This window comes from Allosphingosinicella sp. (assembly GCF_036387615.1).
Taxonomy (GTDB): Bacteria; Pseudomonadota; Alphaproteobacteria; order Sphingomonadales; family Sphingomonadaceae; genus Allosphingosinicella.
The window spans coordinates 1-25505 of sequence record NZ_DASVTH010000027.1 but is presented as its reverse complement, the minus strand read 5'-3'; the positions used below and the strand labels follow the sequence as shown (position 1 = coordinate 25505).

At 65.7% G+C, this 25505-nt stretch carries 25 protein-coding genes; 7 read left to right on the top strand and 18 right to left on the bottom strand.

Going from position 1 to position 25505, the window contains the following annotated elements; all coding sequences use genetic code 11:
* Positions 1-33: 33 nt before the first annotated feature.
* Both VF631_RS04225 and VF631_RS04220 read right to left on the bottom strand, forming a co-directional pair.
* Positions 34-636, bottom strand: a complete 603-nt coding sequence (locus VF631_RS04225; protein ID WP_431849027.1) for a CoA pyrophosphatase — start codon at positions 634-636, stop codon at positions 34-36.
* Positions 633-1202, bottom strand: coding sequence for a DUF1285 domain-containing protein (locus tag VF631_RS04220; RefSeq protein WP_431849026.1), 570 nt, complete (start codon positions 1200-1202; stop codon positions 633-635). The genes VF631_RS04225 and VF631_RS04220 overlap by 4 nt, the downstream gene beginning before the upstream one ends.
* A 111-nt stretch (positions 1203-1313) precedes the next feature.
* Here VF631_RS04220 and VF631_RS04215 point away from each other — a divergent pair, with 111 nt between their 5' ends.
* Both VF631_RS04215 and VF631_RS04210 read left to right on the top strand, forming a co-directional pair.
* Complete coding sequence (locus tag VF631_RS04215) at positions 1314-2042, top strand: SDR family oxidoreductase (protein WP_431849025.1); 729 nt, start codon at positions 1314-1316, stop codon at positions 2040-2042.
* The gene (locus tag VF631_RS04210) at positions 2039-2440 is read left to right on the top strand and encodes a dihydroneopterin aldolase (protein WP_431849024.1); all 402 of its coding nucleotides are present in this window, start codon (positions 2039-2041) and stop codon (positions 2438-2440) included. The genes VF631_RS04215 and VF631_RS04210 overlap by 4 nt, the downstream gene beginning before the upstream one ends.
* Here the strand turns inward: VF631_RS04210 and VF631_RS04205 are convergent.
* Positions 2437-3282, bottom strand: coding sequence for a hypothetical protein (locus tag VF631_RS04205; protein WP_431849023.1), 846 nt, complete (start codon positions 3280-3282; stop codon positions 2437-2439). The genes VF631_RS04210 and VF631_RS04205 overlap by 4 nt on opposite strands.
* A gap of 252 nt (positions 3283-3534) precedes the next feature.
* Here VF631_RS04205 and VF631_RS04200 point away from each other — a divergent pair, with 252 nt between their 5' ends.
* From VF631_RS04200 to VF631_RS04185, 4 genes are all read left to right on the top strand, one after another.
* Positions 3535-4230, top strand: coding sequence for an energy transducer TonB (locus VF631_RS04200; protein ID WP_431849022.1), 696 nt, complete (start codon positions 3535-3537; stop codon positions 4228-4230).
* A gap of 55 nt (positions 4231-4285) precedes the next feature.
* Entirely contained in the window at positions 4286-5122 is an 837-nt protein-coding gene (locus tag VF631_RS04195; protein WP_431849021.1) for a MotA/TolQ/ExbB proton channel family protein, read from the top strand.
* A 78-nt stretch (positions 5123-5200) separates the two neighbouring features.
* A complete protein-coding gene (locus tag VF631_RS04190; protein WP_431849020.1) occupies positions 5201-5680 on the top strand; it encodes an ExbD/TolR family protein in 480 nt (159 codons plus the stop codon).
* Positions 5681-5697: 17 nt separating this feature from the next.
* Positions 5698-6126: an ExbD/TolR family protein gene (locus VF631_RS04185; RefSeq protein WP_431849019.1), complete on the top strand. Its 429-nt coding sequence runs from the start codon at positions 5698-5700 to the stop codon at positions 6124-6126.
* A 74-nt stretch (positions 6127-6200) separates the two neighbouring features.
* Here the strand turns inward: VF631_RS04185 and VF631_RS04180 are convergent, their stop codons facing one another.
* The 4 genes from VF631_RS04180 to VF631_RS04165 are packed head-to-tail and all read right to left on the bottom strand — an operon-like array spanning position 6201 to position 9941.
* A complete protein-coding gene (locus tag VF631_RS04180; protein WP_431849018.1) occupies positions 6201-6716 on the bottom strand; it encodes an O-acetyl-ADP-ribose deacetylase in 516 nt (171 codons plus the stop codon).
* On the bottom strand, positions 6709-7416 hold the full coding sequence (locus VF631_RS04175) for a glutamine amidotransferase-related protein (protein WP_431849017.1): 708 nt from the start codon (positions 7414-7416) through the stop codon (positions 6709-6711). The genes VF631_RS04180 and VF631_RS04175 overlap by 8 nt, the downstream gene beginning before the upstream one ends.
* A 6-nt stretch (positions 7417-7422) precedes the next feature.
* Positions 7423-9471, bottom strand: a complete 2049-nt coding sequence (locus VF631_RS04170; RefSeq protein WP_431849016.1) for an NAD(+) synthase — start codon at positions 9469-9471, stop codon at positions 7423-7425.
* Positions 9471-9941 carry a CinA family protein gene (locus tag VF631_RS04165; protein WP_431849015.1) on the bottom strand — a complete coding sequence of 157 codons (471 nt, stop codon included), beginning with the start codon at positions 9939-9941 and terminating at the stop codon, positions 9471-9473. The genes VF631_RS04170 and VF631_RS04165 overlap by 1 nt, the downstream gene beginning before the upstream one ends.
* 125 nt (positions 9942-10066) lie before the next feature.
* On the opposite strand from VF631_RS04165, the gene VF631_RS04160 reads away from it, so the two are divergent.
* Positions 10067-10366 carry a hypothetical protein gene (locus tag VF631_RS04160; RefSeq protein WP_431849014.1) on the top strand — a complete coding sequence of 100 codons (300 nt, stop codon included), beginning with the start codon at positions 10067-10069 and terminating at the stop codon, positions 10364-10366.
* 7 nt (positions 10367-10373) lie between these two features.
* Here the strand turns inward: VF631_RS04160 and VF631_RS04155 are convergent, their stop codons facing one another.
* The 11 genes from VF631_RS04155 to VF631_RS04105 all read right to left on the bottom strand — a co-directional run.
* Entirely contained in the window at positions 10374-10910 is a 537-nt protein-coding gene (locus VF631_RS04155) for a hypothetical protein (RefSeq protein WP_431849013.1), read from the bottom strand.
* A complete protein-coding gene (locus tag VF631_RS04150; protein WP_431849012.1) occupies positions 10904-11380 on the bottom strand; it encodes a DUF2269 family protein in 477 nt (158 codons plus the stop codon). Before VF631_RS04150 ends, VF631_RS04155 begins: the two co-directional genes overlap by 7 nt.
* Positions 11377-12669 (bottom strand): SDR family oxidoreductase, encoded by a 1293-nt coding sequence (locus VF631_RS04145; RefSeq protein ID WP_431849011.1) that lies wholly within the window; start codon positions 12667-12669, stop codon positions 11377-11379. The genes VF631_RS04150 and VF631_RS04145 overlap by 4 nt, the downstream gene beginning before the upstream one ends.
* Before the next feature lie 139 nt (positions 12670-12808).
* Positions 12809-13042: a hypothetical protein gene (locus VF631_RS04140; RefSeq protein ID WP_431849010.1), complete on the bottom strand. Its 234-nt coding sequence runs from the start codon at positions 13040-13042 to the stop codon at positions 12809-12811.
* Between the two features lie 188 nt (positions 13043-13230).
* Positions 13231-15729 (bottom strand): ABC transporter permease, encoded by a 2499-nt coding sequence (locus VF631_RS04135; RefSeq protein WP_431849009.1) that lies wholly within the window; start codon positions 15727-15729, stop codon positions 13231-13233.
* Between the two features lie 10 nt (positions 15730-15739).
* Positions 15740-18199: an ABC transporter permease gene (locus VF631_RS04130; RefSeq protein WP_431849008.1), complete on the bottom strand. Its 2460-nt coding sequence runs from the start codon at positions 18197-18199 to the stop codon at positions 15740-15742.
* Between the two features lie 12 nt (positions 18200-18211).
* Entirely contained in the window at positions 18212-20701 is a 2490-nt protein-coding gene (locus VF631_RS04125; protein ID WP_431849007.1) for an ABC transporter permease, read from the bottom strand.
* 37 nt (positions 20702-20738) lie between these two features.
* Positions 20739-23243 carry an ABC transporter permease gene (locus VF631_RS04120; RefSeq protein ID WP_431849006.1) on the bottom strand — a complete coding sequence of 835 codons (2505 nt, stop codon included), beginning with the start codon at positions 23241-23243 and terminating at the stop codon, positions 20739-20741.
* A 16-nt stretch (positions 23244-23259) separates the two neighbouring features.
* Complete coding sequence (locus VF631_RS04115; protein WP_431849005.1) at positions 23260-23709, bottom strand: Rid family hydrolase; 450 nt, start codon at positions 23707-23709, stop codon at positions 23260-23262.
* 53 nt (positions 23710-23762) lie between these two features.
* A complete protein-coding gene (locus VF631_RS04110; protein ID WP_431849004.1) occupies positions 23763-24443 on the bottom strand; it encodes an ABC transporter ATP-binding protein in 681 nt (226 codons plus the stop codon).
* Between the two features lie 15 nt (positions 24444-24458).
* A partial coding sequence (locus VF631_RS04105) for an efflux RND transporter periplasmic adaptor subunit (protein ID WP_431849003.1) occupies positions 24459-25505 on the bottom strand: 1047 nt, incomplete at its 5' end.

Sequence of the window (25505 nt, the reverse complement as noted above, 5' to 3'; positions counted from 1 at the left end):
CGGGCCGGCGTCGCCAGGGCGCGTCCGGCAGTCTCACGGGGCGAGCTGGAGCCTCCGGCTGAGGTTGACAATCATCGCCGCGGTGGCGCCCCAGATGCGGTGTTCCTGCCACTGGATTTCGTAGTAGCTCCGCTCGGCGCCCCGCCATTCCACCGTGCGCACCTGCTGATGCCGTCCGTCCAGCATATAATGGAGTGGCACTTCGAAGATGGCGGCGACTTCCGACGGCTGCGGCGTCAACGGGATGTCGGGGGCCACGACGCCCACCACCGGTATCACCTCGTAGCCGGTGATCGTCTGGTAAGGATCCGCCGTGCCTACCAGTTCGACGCACGCCCGTGGCAGGCCGATCTCCTCCTCGGCCTCGCGCAGTGCGGCCTCGACAGGGCCGGCGTCGCCCTGGTCGATTCGGCCCCCCGGGAAAGATATCTGGCCGGGATGCCGGCGCACTTCGTTGGTGCGCAGGGTCAGTATCACCGTCGGCTCTAGTCGGTCGACAACAGGGACCAAAACGGCCGCCGGGATCACCGGCTGGTCCGGCTGGGCGAGCGGATCGAGTGGGTCGCCGGACAGAAGCACAGGGCTGCGCTTTGCGCCCAGCGCGAGCGCCTCGCGCAGCGTGTCGGCCAGGGTCACGCGGCCGGGCCGAGCGGGAAGAAGACGCCCCCGCTCCAAAGGCCAGGAGGATCGCCGCCTTCCGCCAGCGCCAGTTCCGCCAGCTCATAATAGACGCTCCGCACGATGCGTGCATCAAGGCCCGGGCGCACTTGCAGATAGGGATGAGGCCCGTTCCCCCGCGGCTCGGATCGGAGGGGGTGCTCCGGCCCCGCCATGACCAGCTCGCCGACGTTCAACCGAAAAGCGAGCGACCGATCCCGGCCCTGGCCTTCGCTTTTCATCTCGACCGCGACAAATGGCGCGTCCTCGACCTCGATGTCGAGCTTCTCGACCGGGGTGACCAGTACGAACCGGCCATCCGGCTCGCGCCGCAAGATGGTGGAGAACAATCGCACCATTGCCTCGCGCCCGATCGGGCTGCCTTCGTGAAACCAGGTGCCGTCCTCGGCGATGCGCATCCCGCTGCTGCCGCAGTGGCTCGGGTTCCACTTGTCGACAGGCGGCAGCCTGCGCTCCGCCGCGAGCCTTGCGATGTCGGCCAGCGTCAGGCCGGTCAGATCCTCAGGTGTGGTAGGCATCGGCATCCGAGCCAAGCTAGGTGATCGCGACACGGATCGCAAAGCTTGCCGCCTCGGCCGTGCCGACTTATCCGCCCGCCCATGCCGCCGGAGTTCGAAGGGCCACGCACAGCGATCGTGACTGGCGGCGCCAAGCGCATCGGGGCCGCCATCGCACGCGCGCTCAGCGCGGACGGCTGGCACGTGCTGATTCACTGCAATCGGTCGAGAGCGGAGGCGGAGGCGCTTGCGGCCGAACTCGGCCGGGCGGCCGTGGCCGTGGCCGATCTTGCAGAGCCGAGTGCTGCCGAGATCATCTTCAGATCGCTCGATGGGTTTCCCCCCGCACGGCTGCTGGTCAACAACGCGTCACAGTTCGTCTTTGACAGTGCCGAGCAGTTCACCGTCGCGGAGTGGGATTTGCACCAGGCGGTGAACCTGCGCGCGCCCGCGCTTCTGACACAGGCATTCGCAGCCTCAGCGGGCGAGGGGGGTGGCTTGGTCGTCAACCTGCTCGACGCCAAGTTGGCCCACCCGAACCCTGATTTCTTCACCTACACCGTCTCCAAAATGGGCTTGGCCGGCCTGACCGAACTGTCGGCCCGCGCCTATTCCGCCCGCGGCATCCGTGTGTGTGGCATTGCACCGTCGGTGACCCTCGTCTCCGGGCCGCAGAGCCGAGACAATTTCAACGAAGTGCACCGCTTGAACGCGCTCGGCCGCGGCGTGGAGGTGGACGAGATCGTCGCCGCGTTGCGCTTCCTCGTCGCAACCCCGACCATTACCGGCCAGGTCATCACGCTCGACGCCGGGCAGCGTTTCCTGGGCCTTGCTCGCGACGTTCAGTTTCTGGAGCCGAAATCATGAACCACTTTGCCCAACTTGACGGGCTTGTGCCCGATCGGCTGCGCCCTCGGACACGCAAGATCGTGCTCGACGATTATGTCCTGGAGGTGGATATCGGATTCCACGACTTCGAAGTGGGGCGACCCCAGCGTCTCATCCTGACGGTGGAAGTCTGGGTCGACGAGGCCTCCTTTCCGGAGGAGGACGATGCGTCACGGGCCTGGAACTACGATTTCCTCCGCACCGAAATCGCGGCCCTGGCAAGCGCCAAGCGCTACAATCTTCAGGAAACGCTGGTCCGCGCGATCTACGATCGGGTCGCAGCTCGGCTGGGCGTAACCGCACTTCGCGTTCGCAGTCGCAAGCCGGACATCTATCCGGATTGCGCGGGCGTAGGCGTCGATCTTGCCTCCTTCTAGCGCCTGATCCGGTTGCGCGGGCAGCCGCCGAGTTGATTGAGCACGAGCCCGTAATCGGCACGAATCGCTCCAGCGTCGTTCCGATCGGCGTCCGCCAAGCTTTGCGGCGGGAGAGTCCGCGGCAGTCCGCATGCGAGGCGGTACCAGAGCAAGCTGTTCCGTGCGGGAGCGGCGGCGCTTTCGTCGACAATCTCGCTCAGCGCGACCGCCCATCGCGGCGCTTGGCCCGGGCGGCGCACGATACTGAGCGATACCGGGCGGTTCTCGGCGGTCAGCAGGAAAATCTGCGTTTCACTTTCGCCGGGCAGCGAGCCTGGAACATGAAAAGCCTTGCCAATGCCGGTGATGCGGGGGGCTGCGCGTGCTCCCGCTGCTTCCCGCAATATCGCGCGCAGCCGCTCCGCGTCGGCGGGCACCGCGGCGATCTGCGCGTCCGGTGCGAGCAGCCTCAGTTCCCCGGGGCGACCCGGTACGCTTGCGGCGAAGATCAGCCGCTCTTCCTTCTTGCGCAGCTTGGGCGCTTTGCCGTCCGCGTCGTTGGGCAAATCCACAAGATAGCTCACGCGAGCCGCCATCTCGCCTGGCCCGCGGATCAAGGAGATCACGTCCGCCTGTACGTAGAAGCGGGTGCGACCGGCGGCCAGGCCCGGCGCCTCGGCAGGCTTGAGCCGCGCGGCGCTCGCAACACGGACATGTGCGACGACCTGCGCCGGCAGAGCCAGATCGGCCAGGTCGGCGTAGGTCGGGGCCGGCGCAAGCGCTGGCGTTTGTGATTCGGCAGAGCCGGTCGAAGCGACCAGAATAATGGCCGTCAGCAGCGATTTCACGCGAGAGATTTTCATTTTCCAACCCTGAGTGAACCCACATGAACAGGTAATTGAGCGTCGCTTAGCCCCGCGACTCACGTTGCGCAGCCATTTTCCACTCTGAATTAGCGGGATTCCGCAGGGGAGTTGCGCAGCCGAAACCGTAACGATAGAGAACCCAGCCCTGCGCAGTGTGATCTTAACACATTGCATGGACCCGTTACGGTTCGGCTGCGTTGTTCTCTCCGCCGCTACCGGCAGAACCTGGAAAGGGAGTGTGGCTGGTTAATGTCGTACGTTGATCAAAAGATGAGCAACGGACGCATTGCGGCGATCGTAATCGTCGCGTTGCTCCACGCGATCATCGGCTATGCCTTCATCACTGGTCTGGCTTACCAGGTGATCAAGAAGACGGCCGAGGATCTGAAGACATTCGACGTGGTCGAGGAGCCGCCGCCCCCGGAAGAGGAGCCGCCGCCCCCGCCGCCTGACGTTCAACAGGTGCAGCCGCCGCCCGTGGTGTCGCCGCCGCCGCTGGTGCGGACCAACGTGCCGCAGACGCCGGTCCAGACCGTCCGCGAAGCACCGCCTTTCGTGCCTACCTACACGGCACCACCGGCGCCGCCGGCTCCGCCCGCGCCACCGCCACCGCCACCGCCGCCGCCGCCGCCCCCGCCGCCCGTCAAATCGCAAGCGGCGAAGGCTAAAGCCAACCTCGCTTCCTATGTCTCCGATGACGATTATCCGCCGTCCGCGGTGCGCTCCGAAGAGCAGGGAACAACAGGCTTCCGACTTGAAATCGGGCCGGATGGACGGGTGGCCAACTGCACCGTGACATCGTCGAGCGGTTCATCGGCCCTCGACAGCGCCACATGCAGGATCATGAGGAGCCGGGCGAGATTCACTCCGGCACGTGATACCGCCGGCAACCCGGTCGGGGATCAGATGTCGAGCCGGATTCGCTGGGTTCTGCCTGAGCAATAAGCAACTACCGATCTGACTACATTGTCTGCACATTCGACTGAGAGGAACGTGATCAATGGCTACTCCCGCAGCAGGCGCCCACGGCGGCGAAAACCCGTATGGCCTGATGGCCGCACTCGAGCAGGGCGGCACCATCGCCTGGGCGACCTTCATCATCTTGGTGGTGATGTCCGCTGCCTCCTGGTACATTCTGTTCGTCAAGCTCTTTGAACAGCAGAAGATCATCAACCAGGGCAAGCGCGCCCGCACCACCTTCTGGCAGTCCGCCAATTTGCGGGAAGGTGCGGCCAAGCTGGAGAAGAACAGCGCCTATCGCCAGATCGTCGATGACGCGCTGATCGCGCAGGAGCAGCACAACAAGCTCACCGATCCGATCGACCAGCATGACTGGATGATGGGCTCGCTCGCGCGCAGCCAGGGCGCGATCGCATCCAGGCTCAGCAACGGCATGGCCCTGCTCGCCACCGTGGGTTCGACGGCGCCGTTCGTCGGCCTGTTCGGTACCGTGGTCGGCATTTACCGCGCGCTGATCAAGATCGGCTCGTCCGGCCAGGCTTCGATCGACGCGGTCGCCGGCCCGGTCGGCGAGGCGCTGATCATGACCGCCATCGGCCTGGTCGTCGCGGTTCCGGCCGTTATGGCCTACAACTGGCTGATGCGCCGCAACAAGTCGGTGCTCGAAGAACTCGCCCGCTTCACCAACGACGTCCATGGCTACATGATGTCGGGTGGCAGCGTGAAGCCGGCGACGGCCGCTCAGGCCCGTGCGGGTGCCGCTGCCGCTACTGGTGCCACGGCTGGCGGAACCGCTGGCGTTTCCACCGCCAAGGCTGGCACCACCAGCACTGGCAGTGCGACGGGTGCGACCACGGCAAGCGCCAACAAGATGTAATCGCGGCCGGACGGGTGTGTCCTGCGGGCGCACCCGTCCGGCAGCAAAGCCGATCAGTCAGGACAGGAACAGACCAAGATGGCAATGAGCGTTGGATCAGAGGGCGGCGAAGAAACCCCGATGTCCGAAATCAACACGACGCCGCTCGTGGACGTGATGCTCGTGATGCTGATCATCTTTCTCATCACCGTTCCCGTCGTGCTCCAGACGATTCCGGTGGAGCTTCCCAAGGTGAAGTTCGAGCCGACCACGACCAAGCCCGAGAACGTCAACCTCTCCGTTCGGGGCACTCAGGGCAGTTGCGAGGTCTACTGGGGACTGCAACGCATGAATTCGCAGGAGCTGCTCGACAAGGCGGTCGAGAAGCTCAAGGCGGAAGTCGAGAAGCAGGGCGGCCCGGCCAACGTCACCGAACTGCCGGAAGCTCATATTCGCGGCGACATCAACACCCATTATAGCTGCGTCGGCGGCGCAATCTTCACCATGCAGCGTGCCGGTTTCAGCCGGGTCGGCTTCATCTCGGAGCCAGCACCCGGCGGCGTCACCACCCGCATGTGATCTAGGAGCGATATCAAATGGCAATGTCAGTAGGCGGCGGCGGCGAAGACGAACCGATGATGGACGTCAATACGACGCCACTCATCGACGTCATGCTCGTGCTGCTCATCATGTTCATCATCACGATCCCGATCCAGACTCACGCGGTGAAGCTCGATTTGCCCGTCGACAGCCAGAACAATAACCCACCTCCGATCGATCCGGTTAAGAACAAGATCGTGATCGATCCGGCCGGAACGGTTCTGTGGAACGGCGCTCCCGTGAATGAGCTCCAGCTGCGCCAATATCTGGACCTCACGCAGCAGATGACGCCAATCCCCGAACTGCACCTCCAACCGGACCCCCGGGCCCGCTACGAAGTGGTCGATCAGGTGCTTGCAATCACCAAGAATGCCAGGGTCGAGGCCATGGGCTTCGTCGGCAACGAAGCTTACGCGAACTTCTGAAGTCAGGAGTTCAGGAGCTGAGGGGCGGCTCGGGCCGCCCCTTTTTCTTGGCTGCGCGACATCGCGACTGCGGGTCAGCTCTCTCCAGCGATCGCGTCGCTGTAGATGCAGGTCGCTTCCGGGCTGAAGCAGCAGAAGAGGATCCTGTCGAAGGCGGCCGGCTCCTTTTGCAGATATTCACCTACGGCCCTTGCCGCCACCTGGGCAGCGTCGCGTTGCGGGTACCCGTATATACCGGTCGATATCGCCGGAAAGGCGATGCTCCTCAGCCCGTGGGCCTGGGCGAGCGCGAGGCTGTTGCGGTAGCAGGCGGCAAGCTTGCCAGGTTCGCCGTCCTGGCCACCGCGCCAGACCGGGCCGACGGTATGGATGACATTTGGAGCCCGGAGCTGATAGCCCTTCGTGATCCGCGCCTCCCCCACCGGGCAACCCCCGAGCGTCCGGCACTCGGCCACAAGGGCTGGCCCGGCTGCACGATGGATAGCCCCGTCAACGCCGCCCCCGCCAAGCAGCGAAGAATTGGCCGCGTTCACGATCGCGTCCACCGCGAGCCTGGTGATGTCGGCCTGGATTGCTCGCCAATCAGTCATCGCCCGCGGCCGTTGCACCCCGGAGGAAATAGCGGATCCAGTCCGCCACGCGCGCCCGATCGTCCGGCTGGGCAAGGGTTGCCAGCGCTGCGTCTGGGTCGGGGAGGCGGTCGCGGCGGCTTTCGATCAGCGCCCGAGTGAAGTCCGGATCGAATTCGGGGTGGCACTGGAACGATAGCGCCTGATGATCGCGGTAAGCCAGCATCCCGAACGGGCTGAACGCATTGCCCGCGACGACCCGGCTGCCCGGCGGCAGGGCGACCACCTGATCCTGGTGCGAGACCGCGATCGAGAAAGCTGCGGCGTCTTCCATCCAAGGCTCAGGGTGGATCAGCTCGTAGCGGTGCAGGCCTGCGCCCCAGCCGCGGGTCGACTTCGTGACGCGGCCACCGAAGGCTTCGGCCATGACCTGATGGCCAAAGCAGATCCCGACCAACCTGGCCCGGCCACTGGCGGACCGGAGAAAGGCCTTGAGCGGCTCGATCCAGTCATGGTCCTCGTACACGCCGGCCGGCGATCCCGTGACCAGATAGCCCCGATGAGCTTCGATCTCGACCGGATACTCGCCTCGCCGCACGTCATAGGCGCGAACCGCGAAATCGGGTCCGAGCATCCGCTTGAACATGTCGCCATAGCGCCCGAACCGGACGGTCAGGTCCGGCGGCGGCTCACCCGTCTCCAAGATCCCGACGGACGTCACGACTGCTCAGGCCAGGCCGCGCTTCAGTTCGTCGAGCCAAGGTCCTGCCACGCCATCGGAAGGGGCGCGCCAGTCGCCTCGCGGGCTCAGCGAGCCGCCCATCGACACTTTGGGCGAATTGGGAAGTGCCGATCGCTTGAACTGGCTGGTCTGGAAGAAGCGGCGCAGAAACTCCTCCAGCCACTTGCGGATGGTCTCCAGGTCATATTCGCGCTTCAGTGCCTCGGGATAGTCGAACGGCCACAGCGCCCGATTCCGATCGTGCCATGCCTGCCAGGCAAGGTAAGCGACCTTTGACGGGGGTTGCCCGCTGCGAAGCGTGTGGAACAGGAAGAAGTCGTGCAGCTCGTATGGGCCGATCCGGTCTTCGGTGCTCTGCATGCCCGCTTCGTCTGCTGGAACCAGCTCGGGCGAGATCTTCGTCTCCAGGATCGCGGTGAGGATGCGGTCCGTTTCGGAATCGAACTGGCCCGACTTCACGCACCAGCGGACCAGATACTGGATCAGCGTCTTGGGCACTCCGGCATTGACGCCATAGTGGCTCATCTGGTCGCCGACGCCATAGGTGCACCAGCCGAGCGCCAGCTCGCTGAGGTCGCCCGTGCCGACGACAAAGCCGCCCCGCTGGTTCCCCAGGCGGAACAGATAGTCGGTCCTGAGCCCCGCCTGCACATTTTCAAAGGTGATGTCGTAGACCGGCTCACCCCTGCTGAACGGGTGACCCATGTCGCCGAGCATCTGGCGCGCCGCCGGCTTGATGTCGATCTCCTCGCCGACGATGCCAAGCGCCTTCATCAGCGCCCAGGCATTCGACTTGGTGCTCTCGCCGGTCGCGAAGCCGGGCATCGTGAAGCCGAGGATGGTCGAGCGCGGAATTTTGAGGAAGTCGCACGCCTTGGCCGCGACGATCAACGCGTGCGTCGAATCGAGGCCGCCCGACACGCCGATCAACAGATGCCTGCCGCTGGTGGCGGTGAAGCGCTTGGCAAGCCCCTGTACCTGGATGTTGAACGCCTCGTAGCAATCCTGGTCGAGCTGCTCGCGCCGGTTCGGCACATAGGGGAAGCGGCGGATCGGCCGCTCGAACCCGACATCCTTGCCGTGCGGTTGGTGGGCGAAATGGATGCGGCGGGCGCGTTTCTCGGGGTGTCCGGCGGCAATCGCGTTGTCGTTGAAGGTGCCCATTCGCATCCGCTCGAGCCGAAGGCGCTGGACGTCGATATCGGCGACCGCGAGTTCCGGATCCGGATCGAAGCGGCTCGACTCGGCGAGTTGCTCGCCGAACTCATAGATCGAACCCTGCCCGTCCCAGGCAAGGTCGGTCGTGCTCTCGCCCGGCCCGGAAGCGGCGTAGACGTAAGCCGAGCAGCAGCGCGAGCTTTGCGACGCACAGAGCAGCTTGCGCTCGTCCGCCTTGCCGATCGTGATGTTGGAGGCGGAGAGGTTGCACAGGATCAAGGCGCCCGCCAGCGCGCCGACCGTGGATGGCGGCTGCGGCGCCCAGTAATCCTCGCAGATTTCGACGTGGAAGATGAAGTCGTCCAGATCCTCTGCCGCGAAAATCAGGTCCGTGCCGAACGGCACGAGCTCGCCCGCAACGGCGATGTCCATCCCATTCAGCCCGACGCCCGGCGCGAACCAGCGCTTTTCGTAATATTCGCGGTAGTTGGGCAGGAAGCTCTTCGGCACGACCCCGAGGATGCGCCCGCGCGACAGCACCAGCCCGCAATTGTAGAGCCGACCATTGCGCCGCAGCGGCGCTCCGACGCAGAGAACGGGCGCAAGCCGCGCCGTCTCCTTTGCCAGCGTCGCGATGCCGTCTTCGACGGCGTCCAGGAACGCCTCCTGCAGGTGCAGGTCGTCGACAGCATAGGAGGAGATATTCAGCTCCGGGAAGACGACGAGATCGATGCCGCGCTCATCCGCCTGTTGAGCAAGGTCCAGCACAGCCTTCACATTCAGTGCAACGTCGCCGACCGAGGCGACCGGGGTCGCGGCGGCGACGCGGACGAAGCCGTGGCGGTGAATCGCCTCGAACGGCGCGTTTTTCGCCATCACAGCATGTCCGTCATCATCTCGATCGCGACTCGCATGCATGCGATGCGAGTCGCGCCGCGGCCGATCTCCCCGAAATGCTCCTCGCGGTGCGCGGTGACGCGGCCGGCCCGGGCGCAGCCGAAATGCACGAGACCGGGCTCGATCCCTTTGTCGGCAAAGCCGGTAACCGAAAGCGCGATATGCGCCCGCGAGCGTTGCAGCGCGCCTTCGGCCATCGCGATCGCCACCTCCTTGGAGACCGCATTCTTCTCTTCGATGAGATCTAGGGGCACGCCCAGCATCTCGTTCTTGGCTTCGTTCGTATAAGTGACGAAGCCGCGCTCGAAGGCGTGCGCCACACCGGGCAGGTCGGTCAGCAACGAGGCGAGCATGCCGCCCGTGCAGCTTTCCGCAGTGGCGAACATCAGATCGCGATCGCAGGCCTTGGCGAGCAGCCGCCGGGTCGCCGCTTCGGTTTCTTCGGGCAATAGCGGAGAAAGTGTTTCCGAGGCGATCAAGTGGCTGGCTCCGGCTGTTACACAGGCGGAACCGGTCCTTGCTCCAGATGTTCCCGAAGCACAATCACGGCCGACGGCAGAACAGGAGGCTCCAGATGCGGATGGACGACATCGAACGCGACAAGGCGATCTACGCCGGCATCGGCCTCGTTGCGGCGGCCGGCCTCGGCTTCCTGCTGGCACGTTATCTGATGGGAGGCGGGCAGCGCGGAGTTTCTGACGGGAACGCCATTGCCGAGCAGCGCCCGGCGGGCTTTGTCGGACATACCGGCAATGCCAGGCAGGCCGGCGCCGACGCGATGCGCGACCCGCCCAAGGAATGGACCAGGGTTGACGAAGCCAGCGACGAGAGCTTCCCGGCGAGCGATCCTCCTGCCGTCAAGCACGTCGACTGATCGCCGGTCAGCTCGCGGCCCTCGTCGCCGCACGGACGGCGTCGCGCTCCGGCCCCGACCTCAACATGGTTTCGCGCGCGAGCGTCAGCTCTCGGATGCCCTGGGCTGTTGCTGCGCCCCAGACCAGGTGGGCGGCGACCATCAGGAGATTGCGGCGCGCCGGGTGCTGCGTGGCCGGCTTCAGCACGCCAGCCATCGGAATCCAGCCCAGATAGCTTGCCAGCCATACCGACGCGCCGGCCAGGGCGCCGGCCCGCTTGCCGATGCGCGGATGGGCGAGGGCGATCAGCGCGCCGCAGCCGGCGCCATAAGCGAAGTGGGCGGCGATGGTGAGGTCCCTCGCCTGGCCGTCGCTCAGCTCCAGGTCGAGCATCTCCGCGCCGCTGTCGACGATCTCGCGGGGAGTGAGCGGATACTGGTCCTCGGGCGGAAGCCGGCGGTGCATGCGCGCCATCACCGAAGTCATCGCCAGCGTCGCCGCGAAGCCTGCAACGCCTCCAATCAGCATTCGGCTGCCAAGCCCCAGATCGTTCCTGCTCACCATCGCAGCTCCGGTCGAGTGATCATCAACCAGAAGATGAGTAGCACAGCGCCAAAGGCGGGGAAGCCGAACAGGAACCAGCGCCGAAACAGCCGATGATATTGCGGCGGCAGCGGCTCCCCGGAAGCGGCGGCGGCCTGCGCCAGATCACGGATGCGCAACTGCATCCAGACCACCGGCAGCCAGAACGCGCCGGTGAACAGATAGAGCGCGATCGAGGCGACGATCCAACCTTCGCCAAGCGAGTAGCCGACTTCGCGGGCCAGCAGCAGGCCGGTCACGGGCTGCAGCACCACTGCGCTGGCGGTGAAAAGATAATCGGCGACGACGACGATCCGAGCCGTCCCGGCGATCAAGGCAACGTCGCCGCTGCGATGTGCCATCAGCATGAAGAAGGCGATGCCCGCCCCCGTCCCGAGCAGAACGGTCGCGCCGATGACGTGCAGGAACTTCAGCACGTAATAAGCCGTCATCGCTCCTCCAGCACCGCCAGGCAGGCGAGGTTGAACACCAGGATCGGCCAGATCTTCATCATCGGGCCAAGCGGATCGCTCCACAGCACCGGGAGCAGGATGGTCCCGGCGACCACATAGAAGATGGACAGGCCGAGCGCCGCGAACAGGGCAGGACGCGCGGTGCGGCGAAACAGCATGGCCGTGGCAACGACAATGTCGGCGATGCCGCCAGCGACCACGCTCGGGCCGCTGAGCGGTCCCGCGCCGGCCTTCCGCATCAGCCACTCGGCATGGTCATAGCCGGCCGTCAGCGAGACGATGCCGGTCATCAGCCAGAACAGGGCGAAAACGCCGATCATCAGCGGCTTCAGCAGATACAGGTTTGAAAACCAGCGTTCCTGCACCGATGCCGGCTCGGCTGCGAGCGCGGTCCGAAGCGAACGCGGCGCCAGGCCCGTCACCTCCTTCCAGGCCGATGCATCGCCGGTGGCGCCGCGCGTGATCTCGACGCGCGCCGTGCTTCGGATCGGCGGTCGCCAGCCGAACTTGGCGAGGAGATCGCCGAGCCGATACGCCAGCCGCATCGCGAACCCAGGCAGCGAGACGAGCCGAGCGGGCGGGCGGCCGAGCCAGGCGCGATAGGCGGCGACCACCTCGTCGAAGCTCATCCGCTCCGGACCGGCCAATTCCAGAACGAGGCGGGAGGGCGCGCCTGGGCGGAGCAGGCGCGCGACGGTCTCCACGACATCGTCCAGCAGCACGATGTCGAGTTGCCCGGCATCGGGGGTTCGCGGCAGGATCGGCAGCGCCGCCAGGCCGCGCAGAAGGCCGCTGCCGCCATAAGCCGGGCGCCCGACTACGACGGAGGGACGAAGGACGATCCAGTCGAAATTTCGCCGCATCAGCGCCTGATCGCCCTCGAGCTTCGACCGGGAGAACGCGGTCAGCCCGCCTCGGTCCACTCCCATTGCCGAGAAATGGATCACGCGCCGGATGCCGGCGCGCTCGCATGCCTCCCACAAGGCCGCCGGACCGTCCATGTGCGCGGCGGCGGTCGAGTCCCGCGCATTGTCCTGAAGAACGCCTGCGCAGTTTATCACGGCATCGATGCCGGCCAGGTGCGGCGCCCACACTTCGGGCGAGGTGGCCCGGCGCAGATCCAGCTCGATCCGGCGCGCAACCGCCAGGCGCCGAGCCCCGGGCCCGCAATCCCGAGTGACGGCGACGACTTCGTGGCCGTCCACCGTGAGCCGCGCGGCCATGCTGGAGCCAATCAGGCCTGTGGCGCCAAGCAGCAGGATTTGCACGCCGCCCTCCTTCCGGATGGAGAACCACGCGAGCCGCAAGTCGTTCCAGAACCGGAAGGATCACGCGCCATGCGGCGCTGCGGGGCTGATCCCCTGGTCGGCGGGCGCGAATGCCGGAAGCTCTTCGGCTCGACTGGATCTACAGATCGACGCCCGTCGCGATCGCCTCGAGCTTGCGCAAGCGCTCCTTCAGATCGGCCATCTCGATGCGCACGGCCGGCGTGGCCTCCGGCGTCGGGTGAAGTTGCGACCGGTTTTGGGCGAGCTCGAAACGGCGAAGGTCGAGCCAGCCTTGCCATGCCTTGAGCCCGACGAGGCTCAGCATGAGGCTGACGAGGAGGGCGGCCGCGGCCCAGATGAAAGCAACCATCATTTGCAAGCAGCTCCTGTTCGATCCGGTCCGGTCCGGCGGCGAATGAACAGGACACGCCTCCAGGCGGCACTCTTGTACGCCCAGCACAGTCTCGATCATCCCAAGCGCCTGATGCCGCCGGTGTTTCTCCTGTTCCCACCTCATTCTGCCAACGGGCCGTCCGGATCGACGAACGGCCGACTCGCGTATCATTCGTACCGGAGCGCCAGGATCGGGTTGGCGCGAGCGACCTTGAGCGCGTGGCCGGCAATGGTGCCGATCGCGATCGCGAGCGCCAGCAAGCCGGCAAGAAGGAAGGGCGTCGGCCCGAGGTCGATGCGGGCGTCGAAACCGTTCAGCCAGTCGCGCATCACCCACCAGGCGACCGGCCAGGCGATCAGATTGGCGATGATGACGGGCTTGGAGAATTGCCAGGCAAGCAGCCGGACGATGTCGCGGCTGCGCGCGCCCAGCACCTTGCGGATGCCGATCTCCTTGGTGCGGCGCTCAGCGGTAAACGCGGCCAGCCCGAACAAACCCAGGCAGGCGACGATGATCGCCAGGATAGCGAAGCCGGCGAAGGTCTTGGCCCGGGCATCCTCGGCCTCGTAGAGTTCGAGCATGATGTCGTCGCTGAACGTGGCGTTGAACGGCACTTCCTGAGTGATGCCCTTCCACATGCGCTCCACCCCGGCGCGAACCGCCGAAGGGTCCCCGCGGAAGCGAACCACCATGTGCGTGTGGCCGCTGCGCTGGTTCTGGAACATGATCGGATCGAGCGGCTGGCGAATGTCGCGAAAGCGCGCATCCTTGACCACGCCGATCACCGTCACCGGCACCAGGCCCTGTTTGATGTCGACAAGCGCCGCCCGGAAGCTCTTGCCGACGATCTCGGCCGGGTTGTTGAAGCCGAGCCGTCGCGCGGCGAGTTCGTTCACGACGATATTGCCTCCGCGCTCCACCAGCGCCTTTTCCGCCGCTGGCTGTGGCGGGTAAGGCAGCGTCATGTCGTCCAGCGGACGGCTCTCATCGAACCAGCGTCCCGCCGCCAAGGTCAGCCCCATCGCATCGAAGAAGCCGGTATCGACCCCGTAGATGCCGATGTTGATCGGGTCCGCCCGGCCGGGAAGCGCGACGCCGGTGTTGCTGTTGTTGTCGGTCGCGACGCCGATGGTGGTGCGCCCGACGGCTTCGACGCCCGGCACGCGCTTGGTCTGCTGGGCGATCGTCTCGCCCTTGTCGATCAGCTGGTATCGGCTCAACTCCTCGACCTGGAGGATGTGATCGCGCTTGTAGCCCGGATCGACGCTGCGGGCGTAAACGGTCTGGGCGTAGACCACGGCCGTGCAGATGATGAGGCCGATCGAGACGGCGAACTGGCCGATGACGAGCGCGCTGCGCAGACGCCCGGTGCCCGCCGTTTCTGCCGAGGACTTGTTGGCCTTGAGCACGGAAGCCGGCTGGAAGCGCGACAGGAAGAAGGCGGGATAGAGCCCGCCGAGCACGCCCACCGCAAGGATCAGCACCAGCACAGAGCCGATGATGCCGCCCGATCCGAAATAACTCACCCTCAGGTCGGCGTCGAGGAACGCGGCGAAGGACGGCAGCAGCAGCTCCACCATCGCAAGCGCGATCAGCATCGAGACGAGGGAGATCAGCAGCGACTCTCCGATGAACTGGACGATGAGCTGGCGTCGGTTGGCGCCGAGCACCTTGCGCAGCGCGACTTCCCGGGCGCGCTGGCTGGCGCGAGCCGTTGCGAGATTGGTGAAGTTCACCACGGCCATTCCCAGGATCAGAACGGCGATGATCGCGAAGGTGATGATCGTGCGCCGGTCGTTGCCCGGGGACATGGCGCCGTCCTGCGCCTCCCCCAGGTGAATGTCGCTGACGTTGACAAGGTGCCAGTCCTGCTCGTCACCCTGGTTGAACTTGCCTTCACCGACCACTTCGTCGGGGATGTTACGCTTCTCCCAAGCCGGCAGCGCCGCCTCGATCATCTTGGCGTCGGCGCCGGGTTTCAGCTTCGCCCACACCCAGCCATTCTGGCAGCCCCAGCAGTCCAGCGCTTGAGGCGTGTCCGCGTTGAACTGGCCGTAATCGATCCGGGCGATCGTCGAGATTTGCAGGTGCGAGTTCTTGGGGACATCCTTGAGGATGCCGGTGATGCGGAAATCGCGGGTGATGCCGCGGCTGATCACGCTGTGGGTGCGGCCGATGACATTCTCGGTGCCGTAGAGCCGGCGCGCTTCCTTCTGGGTCAGCACCACGGAGTTGATCTGGGCAAGCGCGTTGCGATCGCCATCGGCCATCGGCAGCGGGAGGACCGACAGGAAGTCGCCGTCCGCATAGATGAAGTCTTCGATCGCCTGCGCCTGGCCGTCCTTGATGAAGACTGGCTCCGTTCCGAAGGCGTAGACGGCGCGCTCGACTTGCGGGAAATCCTTTTTGAGCCGCTCGCCCGCGAGCCAGGGCGTCATCTGCAGCTTGTTCTCCTCGCCCGTCTCCTTGGACTTGTACCAACTCTGGAACTGGTAGATGCGCTCGCGCTCGGGGAGCCACTGGTCGTAGCTCATCTCGTGACGGACGAAGAGCAGGATCATCAGGCATGCCGCCATTCCGATGGCGAGACCCAGGATGTTGATGAAGGCGTAGGTCTTGTTCTTGGCCAGCGCCCGGATGCCGACAGTCAGGTAATTGCGCCACATGGCCGCTCTCCTATTCGTATCGCAAGGCGTGGATCGGATTGGTCCGGGCGACTCGAATCGCGTGCCCGGCGACGGTGCCGGTCGCGACCGTCAGCGCCAGCAGACCGGCGAGGACGAACGGTCCCGGGGTCAAGGCGATGCGCGCGTCGAAGGTGTTGAGCCAATCGCGCATCACCCACCAGGCGATCGGCCAGGCAATAAGGTTCGCCAGCACCACCGGTTTGGAGAACTGCCAGGCAAGCAGCCGCACGATGTCGCGAACGGTCGCGCCGAACACCTTTCGGATGCCGATCTCCTTTGTGCGCCGCTCCGTGGCGAATGCAGCAAGGCTGTAGAGGCCCAGACAGGCGATCACGATCGCGAGTGCAGAGAAGCCGGCGAACAGCAGGGTGCGCGCGCGGTCCGCCGCGTAGAGCTCGCGCACGATGTCATCGGCGAAGCGCGCCTCGAACGGCAACTCGGGCTCGAAGCGGCGCCAGACCTCCTCAAGCGCCGCCATGACGTCGCCCGGCCGCGCCGAGGCGTAGCGGACCAGCACGACATGGGTGCGCGTGGGATCATAGGTGTAGACGAGCGGCTCGATCGTATCGCGGGCGCTGCGGAAACGCGTGTCCTCCACCACGCCCACGATCCGCGCAGGGACCGTCGCCAGGCCATCGAAGGCGATCTCGACCGCTTGGCCGACCGCGGCGCGCGGAGCACGGAAGCCGAACTTGGCGGCGGCGCTCCGATTGACGACCACGTTGACCCCGCGTGCGGCGAGCTCTGGGGGCTTCAAGCCCTCCGTCCGGTCCGTGGCAACGCGATCGCCAAGCAGGCGACCGGCGAGCAGGTCGATCCGCATGGTCCTCAGGAAATCGGCGTCGATGCCGTACAGGCCCATCGACTCATATTGGTCCGCGCCCGGCCTGCGCATCAGATTCAGCGGCTTGTCTGTCGCGCCAAGCGCGAGGCCGGTGCGCCCAGATTCCGTGACGCCCGGGATTGCGAGCATGGCCCGGCGCGCAGCCTCGTACTCCGCGCCTTGGGTGAAGCGCCAAGCATTGTCGATCTGGACCAGGCCGTCACGGGCGTAGCCGGGATCGACGCGCTCGACGAAGCGGGTCTGCGACCAGACGATTGCTGTGCTGGCGATCAGGCCGATCGCGATCGCGAACTGGACGACGACCAGCACCGCGCGCAGCCGGCCGGCACCCGGCGCCCCCGCCGAGGACTGGTTGGCGCGCAGCACCCGTGCGGGCTTGAAGCGGCTGAGATGAAGGGCCGGGTACAGGCCACCGGCAACCGCGGTGAATGCGAGCAGCGCCAGCGCGGGCGCCAGCATGCCTCGCTCGCCGAAATAGGCGAGCGGCAGGTCCGCGCCCAGGATCGCGCCCATCCATGGCGTGGCGAGTTCGACGATGGCGAGCCCTATCAGCGTCGCCGCGGCCGCGATCAGCGCGCTCTCCGCGAAGAACTGAACGACCAGCTTGCCGCGCGAGGCCCCGAGCAGCTTGCGGACGGCGACCTCGCGCGCCCGCAGCGTCGCGCGCGCGGTGGTCAGGTTGACGAAGTTCATGACCGCCATGGCGAGGATAAGCGCCGCGATGATTCCGAATGTGGCGAGCGAACGCGTGTCGCCGCCCGGCGCGATCGCCCGCTCCTGGGCCTCGCCGAGGTGAACGTCGGTCAGCGGCACCAGCCGGAAGTCGAACACGTCCGCCATGGATACCGTGACGCCGTTGATCATCTCCGGCGCGACGACCCTTTTCTCCCAGGCGGGAAGCGCCGCGTTGATCGCCGCCGCATCGGCGCCGGTACGCAGCTTGGCGTAATGATGCTGGTCGAAAGCGCCCCAGCCGCGCATCTCGGGCGGCGTCTGCTTGGGGTCGCGCAGGTAGACGATGCCGACCCGCAGGCTGCTGTCGCGCGGCAGGTCGCGCAACACCCCAGTGATCCGGTAGTCGCGTTTGCCCTCGCCCGCGCCGAGGCTCAGCGTCTTGCCGAGCACATCGGCGCGGCCGAACAGCCGCATCGCGTCGCTTTCCGTCACCACGATCGAGTTCAAGTCGGGCAGCGCCTCAGCCGCCGAGCCTTGCGCGAAGGGCAGCGCGAAAACGTCGAAGAAGGCGCTATCGACCGTGGTGGCGTCAAGGAACATCGGCCGGCCGCCATGGTCTGTGACCGTCTTCCCCGCAGCGACGGAGGTCGCCGCCTCGATCTGCGGGAAGTCGCCAAGCCGCTCGTAAAGCGCGTACGAGCTCGCCTGAAGCCGCACCACCGGCTGGCCTGGCGGACGGATCGTCGTCTGGACCTGATAAACGCGTTCGTGATCCGGCAGCCAGGAATCGTAGTTCCGCTCGTAGCGGATATAGCCGAGGATCAGCAGGCAAGCCGCCAGCCCGAGTGCAAGCCCGCCGATGTTGATGGCGGAATAGATGCGGTGCCGGGCCAGCAGCCGAACCGCGAGCAGGAGATTGTTCCGCCACATCGCCTTCGTCCCCTATTCGTATCGCAAGGCGTGGATCGGATTGGTCCGGGCGACCTTGATGGCGTGGCCGGCGATGGTGCCGATCGCGATCACGAGCGCGAGCAGGCCGGCGAAGACGAAGGGTCCGGGCGTCAGCGCGATGCGGGCGTCGAACTGGTTCAGCCATTCGCGCATCACCCACCACGCGACCGGCCAGGCGATCAGGTTGGCGAGCACCACCGGCTTGGAGAACTGCCAGGCGAGCAGCGCGACGATGTCGCGCACAGTGGCCCCGAACACCTTGCGGATTCCGATCTCCTTGGTGCGGCGCTCGGCCGTGAACGCCGCCAGCCCGAACAAGCCAAGACAGGCGATGACGATCGCGAGCAGCGCAAAGCCGCCGAAGGTCTTCGCGCGGGCCGCCTCGGTCAGGTAAAGCTCGGCGAGCTGATCGTCGGCATATTGCCCGTCATAGGGAACCTCGGCCGCGAGCCGCTTCCACACGCGGCCGATATTCTGGCGAACCGCCTCGGGGTCGGCCGAATCGTAGCGGACGATCAGTTGGCGGTAGATGCCGCGGTCATGGAAGATCATCGGCTCGACCGGCTCACGGATCGAACGGAAGCGCGAATCCTGGACGACGCCGACGATGGTGATCGGAAGCAGTCCGACATCTTCGGAGAACTGGTTGACCTTGAGCTGCTTGCCGATCGCGGCGGCGGCGCTGGGAAAGCCCATCTGCTTGGCGGCAAGCTCGTTGACGACGACGTTGAGGCCGCGCTGGGCGAGTGCGCGCTGGGCGGGCTCAACCGCTTCCTCCGGCTCGTATGGGGTCCAGCCATTGTCGTTGGCGAAGCTGCGCGACAGCTTGCGCCCGGCGAGCAGCTGGATGCCCATCGTATCGAAGAAATTGGGATGCACGCTATACCAGCCGATCGTCATCGGCTTGATCCGGCCGGGCACTTGCACATTGGTGTTCATGGTCGTGCCGCTGGCGACGAAAATCGTGGAAGCCGTGGCGCTTTTCACGCCGTCCAGCTTCTCGACCTCACGCAGCAGCGTTTCGGTGACGGGGATCATCGCGGCGCGGTTCAGGTTGCCGACCTGGATCAGCCCCTCGCGGCGATAGCCCGGATCGTTGGTCCGAGCGAACTCGGTCTGGGCATAAACGATGGCGGTGCAGATGATCAGTCCGATCGACACCGCGAATTGGGCGACCACGAGGCCGCTGCGAAGCCGTCCGCTGCCATGTGGCTCGGCGGCCGACTGGTTGGCCCGCAGCACGGCGCCCGGCTGGTATCGCGAGAGGTAAAAGGCAGGATAGATCCCGCCGGCAAGGCCAACCGCGAGCACCAGCCCCACAACCGGCAGCAGCACTCCGCCTTTGCCGATATAGTTGAGCGTGAGATCGGCATTGAGGAAAGCTGAGAGCGCCGGCAACTTCAGTTCGGCCATCGCCAGCGCGAGTAGCATCGCGATTGCGGTCAGCAGCATCGACTCGCCGAGGAACTGGACGACAAGCTGCTTGCGCCTAGCGCCGAGCACCTTGCGAAGCGCCACTTCGCGGGCGCGCTGGCTGGCCCGCGCGGTGGCGAGGTTCACGAAGTTCACGCAGGCGATGCCGAGGATCAGCAGCGCCACGACGACGAAGGTGACGATGGTGCGTCGGTCGTTGCCCGGGCGCTCCACTTCGCCTTCGGCCTCGCTGAGATGCACGTCGCGGACGTTGACCAGGTTCCAGTCGAACGAATCGCCTTCGCTCACCTTGGCGCCGCCGACATCCACCGGCGGGATGTTGCGCTTCTCCCAGGCGGGAAGCTGGCGGTTGATCTCCTCCGCGTCGGCGCCAGGCTTGAGTTTCAGATAAACCAAGCCGTTGACGCAGCCCCAGCCGCACTCCTCCTTCTGCTGCTCCGTGATGCGGCCCACCATTTCGAGCTGGAGATGACTGTTCCTCGGAATATCCTCGAACACGCCGGTCACACGCAGCTCGTAGCGCTCGCCTCTGCGGATGCCGGTCACCGTGCGGCCGACCACATCGACACCGCCCAACAGCCTGACCGCTTCGCTCCGGCTGAGGACCAGGCTGTCCGTGTTCCTGAGCGCTGTGCCGGGGTCGCCATGGAGGAAGGGCAGCTGCAAGATATCGAAGAAGTTCTGCTCGGTGAACATCATGTCGGCGTAGGTCGGCTCGCCGCCTCTCAGCAGGACCACCTCGTCGCCGTCCGCCCGGGCGATCGATTCGATTTGGGGAAAGTCCTTGGCGAGCGTGTCCGTGATGACGCCATGCGTGCCCTGCTGGATGCTGCGCTCGCCGGTTTCCGGATCGGTGTAGATGCTTTGCACCTGATAGACGTGCTCGGCGTCGGGCAGCCAGCGGTCGTAGCTCGTCTCATAACGAACGTAGAGGAGGATGAGGAGGCAGGCGGCAAGGCCGATGGCGAGGCCGAAGATGTTGATGAAGGCGTAGGTCCGGTTCCTGGTCAGCGCCCTCAAGCCTGTCACCACGTAATTGCGCCACATCCCCGTTCCTCCTCGTTCGGCCTCTTTCGTTCCTCGGCTATTCGTACCTCAGTGCGTTGATCGGGTTGGACCTCGCCACCTTGAGGGCATGGCCCGCAATGGTGCCGATCGCGATGGCGAGGGCGATCAGGCCCGCCAGCAGGAAGGGCGTCGGCCCGAGGTCGATCCGCGTGTCGAACGAGTTCAGCCAATCGCGCATCACCCACCAGGCGATCGGCCAGGCGATCAGGTTGGCGATGATGACGGGCTTGGAGAACTGCCAGGCGAGCAGCCGGACGATGTCCTGGCTGCGTGCCCCCAGCACCTTGCGGATGCCGATCTCCTTGGTGCGCCGCTCAGCGGTGAAGGCGGCGAGGCCGAACAGGCCGAGGCAGGCGACGATCACGGCCAGGATCGCGAAGCCGGCGAAGGTCTGCGCGCGCGCATCCTCGGCTTCGTAGAGCTCACCGACGATCTCGTCGGAGAACTGCGCCTCGAACGGCACTTCCGGCGCGATCCGCTTCCACACCCCTTCGACGTCGCGACGGACCCGGGCCGGATCGTTGGACTGGTAGCGGATCAGCATCCAGTTGCGTCCGATCCGGCCCAGCTGGAAGATGATCGGATCGATCGTCTCGCGGATCGAGCGGAACCGGCTGTCCTGGACGACCCCGATCACGGTGGCGTTCGCGACGCCGCCATATTCCGGATTGGCGAGCATCTTGAACGACTTTCCGATTGCCTGCTGCGGGCTGCCGAGCCCGAGCCGGCGAACCGCCAGTTCATTCAGCACCACATTGTAGCCCCGCGCGATCAGCGCCTGCTCGGCAGCCTTGTCCTCCGGGAACGGAGTGGTGCTGTCGTCCATCGGCCGGCTTTCGTCGAACAGGCGGCCAGCGACGAGCTTGATGCCCATCGTTTCGAAGAAGCCGCTGTCGACGCCGTAATTGCCGATGTTGACCGGCTCATTCCGACCGGGCAGCTGCACGCCGGTATTCTGGTTGTTGCGGGTCGCGATGCCGATGTCGGTGCGGCCCACAGCGGTGACGCCGTCGACCCCCTTCAGCTCGCGGATGAGTGTTTCGGTCACCGGAAACAGCTCACGGCGGCCGACATTCTCCAGCTGCAGCAGGCCGTCACGCTGGTAGCCCGGATCGGCGGTGCGGGCGTGGACGGTCTGCGCGTAGACCACGGCCGTGCAGATGATGAGGCCGATCGAGACCGCGAATTGCGCGACCACCAGCACGTTGCGGAGCGAACCCGAGCCCTGCGCCTCGGCGGAAGACTTGTTGGCCTTGAGCACCCTGGCCGGCTGGAAGCGTGACAGGTAGAGCGCCGGATACAGCCCGCCGGCCGCGCCCACCAGGACCACCAGTCCGATGATCGGCAGGAACAAGCCGCCTTCGCCGAAGTAGCGCATCTGAAGCTCGGCATCGAGAAAACGGGAGAAGCTCGGCAGGGCGAGTTCCACGAAGGCGAGCGCGAGCAGCATGGCGAATCCGGCGACAAGTACGGACTCGCCGAGGAACTGGGTGACGAGCTGCTTGCGGTTGGCGCCGAGCACCTTGCGCAGCGCCACTTCGCGGGCGCGCTGGCTCGCGCGGGCGGTGGCGAGATTGGTGAAGTTCACGCAGGCCATCGCCAGGATCAAGGCCGCGATCACGCCGAAGGTGATGATCGAGCGCCGGTCGTTGCCGGGCGTCATCGCCGCGTCCTGCGCCTCGCCCAGGTGAACGTCGGCGATGTTCACGAGCTTGAATTCGGCGAAGTCGCCTTGGTTCGTCTTTTGGCCGCCGAACACCTGGTCAGGGATGTTGCGCTTCTCGAACGCTTCCATTTGGGCGTTGATTGCGTCGGCGTTAGCGCCCGGCCGGAGCTTCAGGTACACCCACCCCGACTGCCAGCCCCATTGCTCCATGAATTCGGGCGTGTCGGCCCAATAAGTCTTCGGATCGTAGCGAGCGAGCATGGTCGCCGCGAAATGCGAGTTCTTGGGCAGGTCCTTGAGGACGCCCGTTATCCGATAGTCGACCTGCTGGCCGCGTCCGGACAGGGTCAGTGTCTGCCCGACCGGATCTTCGTTGCCGAAATATTTGCGCGCCTCGGTCTCGGTCAGGACGAGCGTGCCGGCCTGGCTGAGCGCCGTCTTGGGATCGCCTTTCAGCAGTGGGAATTGCAGGATGTCGAGCAGGTTGCCGTCGACGAACCTGAAATCTTTAGTCGCATAAGCCTGACCGCCCTTGAGCACCACCGGGCCCGCCGAGAGCGCGTGGACGGCATTCTCGACCTGCGGGAAATCCTTCGCCAGCAGATCCTTGGAGACATAGGGGGCCATCTGGATTTTCTGCACCTCCCCCGCATCGGGATCGGTGAAGTAGGACTGGAACTGATACGCCTGGGACGCGCCGGGCAGTTCCTTGTCATAGCTCAACTCATAGCGGACGAAGAGCAGGATCATCAGGCATGCGGCAAGGCCGAGGGCGAGGCCGAGGATGTTGATGAAGGCATAGGTCTTGTTCTTGGTCAGCGCCCTGACACCGACGGTGAAGTAGTTGCGCCACATTGGACGTTCCCTCCCGCTATTTGGCTTGCACCGCCGCGGGCGCGGAGCGCCGGGCGACGATCTTGATTTCGGCTATGCCCCCGTCGGGGAGCAGGCGATCCACGTCGATGGCCGTCCAGGCCGGCGGCGGCGAACCGAGCATCCGCTTCTGCACGGAGGCCATGTCGTCGATCTGCGCGGTGATGTCGGTGTGGAAGCTGGTGACGTCGACCACGTCGGCAAGGCTGGAGCCCGCCCGCTTCAGGATCGCGTCGGCCTGACGGTAGATGCGCTCAAAGGCCGGCGCGAAACCCTGCTCGCCGGGAGCCTGCCCGGCGACCATGCCCGACAGGTAGATCGTGTCGCCCGCGATCACCGCGCTGGCGTAGCCATATTTCTCCTGGTCCGCCCGCGCCTGCGGATTGGCCGACATAAGCACGGTCTGCTCGCTACGCGCCTGGGCGTCGGCCGCGGCTGGAAGTGCCAAGCTCAGCAACGCCAGGCCGGTGCTCAGGCGACGCAATGGGGGCGAACAGTTGGTCACGCCGCCCGCCGGCGCTCTTGCAGGATGCGGCCGTCGAGCATGTTGACGACGCGGCCGGCATAATCGGCATGGCCCGGCGAGTGGGTGACCATGACAATGGTCGAGCCTTCGCGATTGAGGGCTTGGAGCATCTTCATGACCTCTTCGCCGTGCACGGTATCGAGATTGCCGGTCGGCTCGTCGGCCAGGATCAGCTTTGGACTGCCGACCAGCGCTCGGGCGACCGCGACGCGCTGCTGCTGGCCGCCGGAGAGCTGGCTGGGCCGGTGCTTGGCGCGGTGGCCGATCCCGACCTTGTCCATCACCTCGTCGGCGCGGCGGCGCCGATCGGACGAGGAGACGTTGTGGTAAAGCAGCGCCAGTTCAACATTTTCGCGCACCGAGAGCTCGTCGACCAGATTGAAGCTCTGGAAGATGAACCCGATATTCGCCTTACGGACTTCGGCCAATTTGCCTTCCGGAAGACCGGCGACCTCCTGGCCGTTGAACACGTAAGAGCCGCTGGACGGGCTATCGAGCATGCCGATCACGTTCAGTAGGGTCGATTTTCCGCAGCCGGACGGCCCCATGATCGCGACGAACTCGCCGTCTCCGATCTCGAGATCGATGCCGTCAAGTGCGGTCGTCTCGATCGTGTCGGTGCGATAAACGCGGGCCAAGTCTCGCATTGTCAGCATCGGCGTTGCTCCCTTCTATTTCGAGGCGAGGTCCAGCCGATCCTTGTCGGCGAAACCGGTATAGGGTGAGGTGAGGACCTTCTCGCCGGGCTCCAGCCCTTCGAGGATTTCGATGAAATCGGCGTTGCGGCGGCCGAGCCGAACCTGGCGCTTGATCGCTTCGGTTCCGTCAGGCGTCACCACGAACACCCAGGAGCCGCCGGTCTCGTTGTAAAAGGCGCCGTTCGGGATCAGCAGGGCGGGCGCGGGATCGCCGAGCGTCAGCTTGGTCTGCAATGTCTGGCCGCGCTGTAGCTCGGGCGGCTCGGCGCCGATGAACTGGAGGTCGACTTCGAACGTGCCGTTGCGGACCTGCGGATAGATTTTGGCGACCTTCAGGCGGTAGCTCTTGCCGCCCCATTCGGCGGTGGCGATTTGCCCGGGCTCGACCCGACCGAGGTAGAATTCGTCCACCTGCGCGACCAGCTTGTTGCGCCCGGCGCTGTCGATCTGGCCGAGCCGCTCGCCGCGATTCATCGACTGGCCGACCTGGATCGAGAAAGCCGTGAGCTGGCCGGTCACCGGCGCGCGCAGGTTCAGCGCATCGAGGCTGGCCCGCGCAATGCCCAGGCTGGCGTTCAGGGCCGCTGTCGACGCGCGAAGCTGGGCGAGTTGGGAGGATTGAAGCTTTTCGTCGGTTGCCTGGGTCTGGCGCACAACCTGCGCGCGGCGCACCGCCGACTGCGCTTCGTCCTGGCTGTCCCGGAACACCTTGCCGGGCACGAACCCCTTTTCCGAAAGCGGGCGCTGCATCTCGAACTGCCGTCGCGCCTTGCTGGCCGCGAGTTCCGCCTCGATCCGCGAGCGCTCATTCTGGAGCCGGTTCTGCGAGAGGGCGAGCTCCTGGCTGCGCATCGAGTTGATCTGCTGCGTCACTTCCGTCTGTCTGGCGAGGAGGTTGAGCTGCAGATCCGAGTTGGAAAGAACGGCAAGCAGCTGGCCCTGACTGACCATCGCGCCGTCCTCGACCAGAACCTTCTCGACCCGGCCGCCCTCGACGGCGTCCAGGAATACGGTGACGAG

Coding starts and splice junctions, on each gene's coding strand:
- VF631_RS04220 (WP_431849026.1), bottom strand. CDS start 1,202: ATGCCGATGCCTACCACACCTGAGGATCTGACCGGCCTGACGCTGGCC.
- VF631_RS04210 (WP_431849024.1), top strand. CDS start 2,039: ATGAACCACTTTGCCCAACTTGACGGGCTTGTGCCCGATCGGCTGCGC.
- VF631_RS04205 (WP_431849023.1), bottom strand. CDS start 3,282: ATGAAAATCTCTCGCGTGAAATCGCTGCTGACGGCCATTATTCTGGTC.
- VF631_RS04200 (WP_431849022.1), top strand. CDS start 3,535: ATGTCGTACGTTGATCAAAAGATGAGCAACGGACGCATTGCGGCGATC.
- VF631_RS04195 (WP_431849021.1), top strand. CDS start 4,286: ATGGCTACTCCCGCAGCAGGCGCCCACGGCGGCGAAAACCCGTATGGC.
- VF631_RS04190 (WP_431849020.1), top strand. CDS start 5,201: ATGGCAATGAGCGTTGGATCAGAGGGCGGCGAAGAAACCCCGATGTCC.
- VF631_RS04185 (WP_431849019.1), top strand. CDS start 5,698: ATGGCAATGTCAGTAGGCGGCGGCGGCGAAGACGAACCGATGATGGAC.
- VF631_RS04180 (WP_431849018.1), bottom strand. CDS start 6,716: ATGACTGATTGGCGAGCAATCCAGGCCGACATCACCAGGCTCGCGGTG.
- VF631_RS04170 (WP_431849016.1), bottom strand. CDS start 9,471: ATGGCGAAAAACGCGCCGTTCGAGGCGATTCACCGCCACGGCTTCGTC.
- VF631_RS04160 (WP_431849014.1), top strand. CDS start 10,067: ATGCGGATGGACGACATCGAACGCGACAAGGCGATCTACGCCGGCATC.
- VF631_RS04155 (WP_431849013.1), bottom strand. CDS start 10,910: ATGGTGAGCAGGAACGATCTGGGGCTTGGCAGCCGAATGCTGATTGGA.
- VF631_RS04150 (WP_431849012.1), bottom strand. CDS start 11,380: ATGACGGCTTATTACGTGCTGAAGTTCCTGCACGTCATCGGCGCGACC.
- VF631_RS04140 (WP_431849010.1), bottom strand. CDS start 13,042: ATGATGGTTGCTTTCATCTGGGCCGCGGCCGCCCTCCTCGTCAGCCTC.
- VF631_RS04135 (WP_431849009.1), bottom strand. CDS start 15,729: ATGTGGCGCAATTACCTGACTGTCGGCATCCGGGCGCTGGCCAAGAAC.
- VF631_RS04130 (WP_431849008.1), bottom strand. CDS start 18,199: ATGTGGCGGAACAATCTCCTGCTCGCGGTTCGGCTGCTGGCCCGGCAC.
- VF631_RS04125 (WP_431849007.1), bottom strand. CDS start 20,701: ATGTGGCGCAATTACGTGGTGACAGGCTTGAGGGCGCTGACCAGGAAC.
- VF631_RS04120 (WP_431849006.1), bottom strand. CDS start 23,243: ATGTGGCGCAACTACTTCACCGTCGGTGTCAGGGCGCTGACCAAGAAC.
- VF631_RS04110 (WP_431849004.1), bottom strand. CDS start 24,443: ATGCTGACAATGCGAGACTTGGCCCGCGTTTATCGCACCGACACGATC.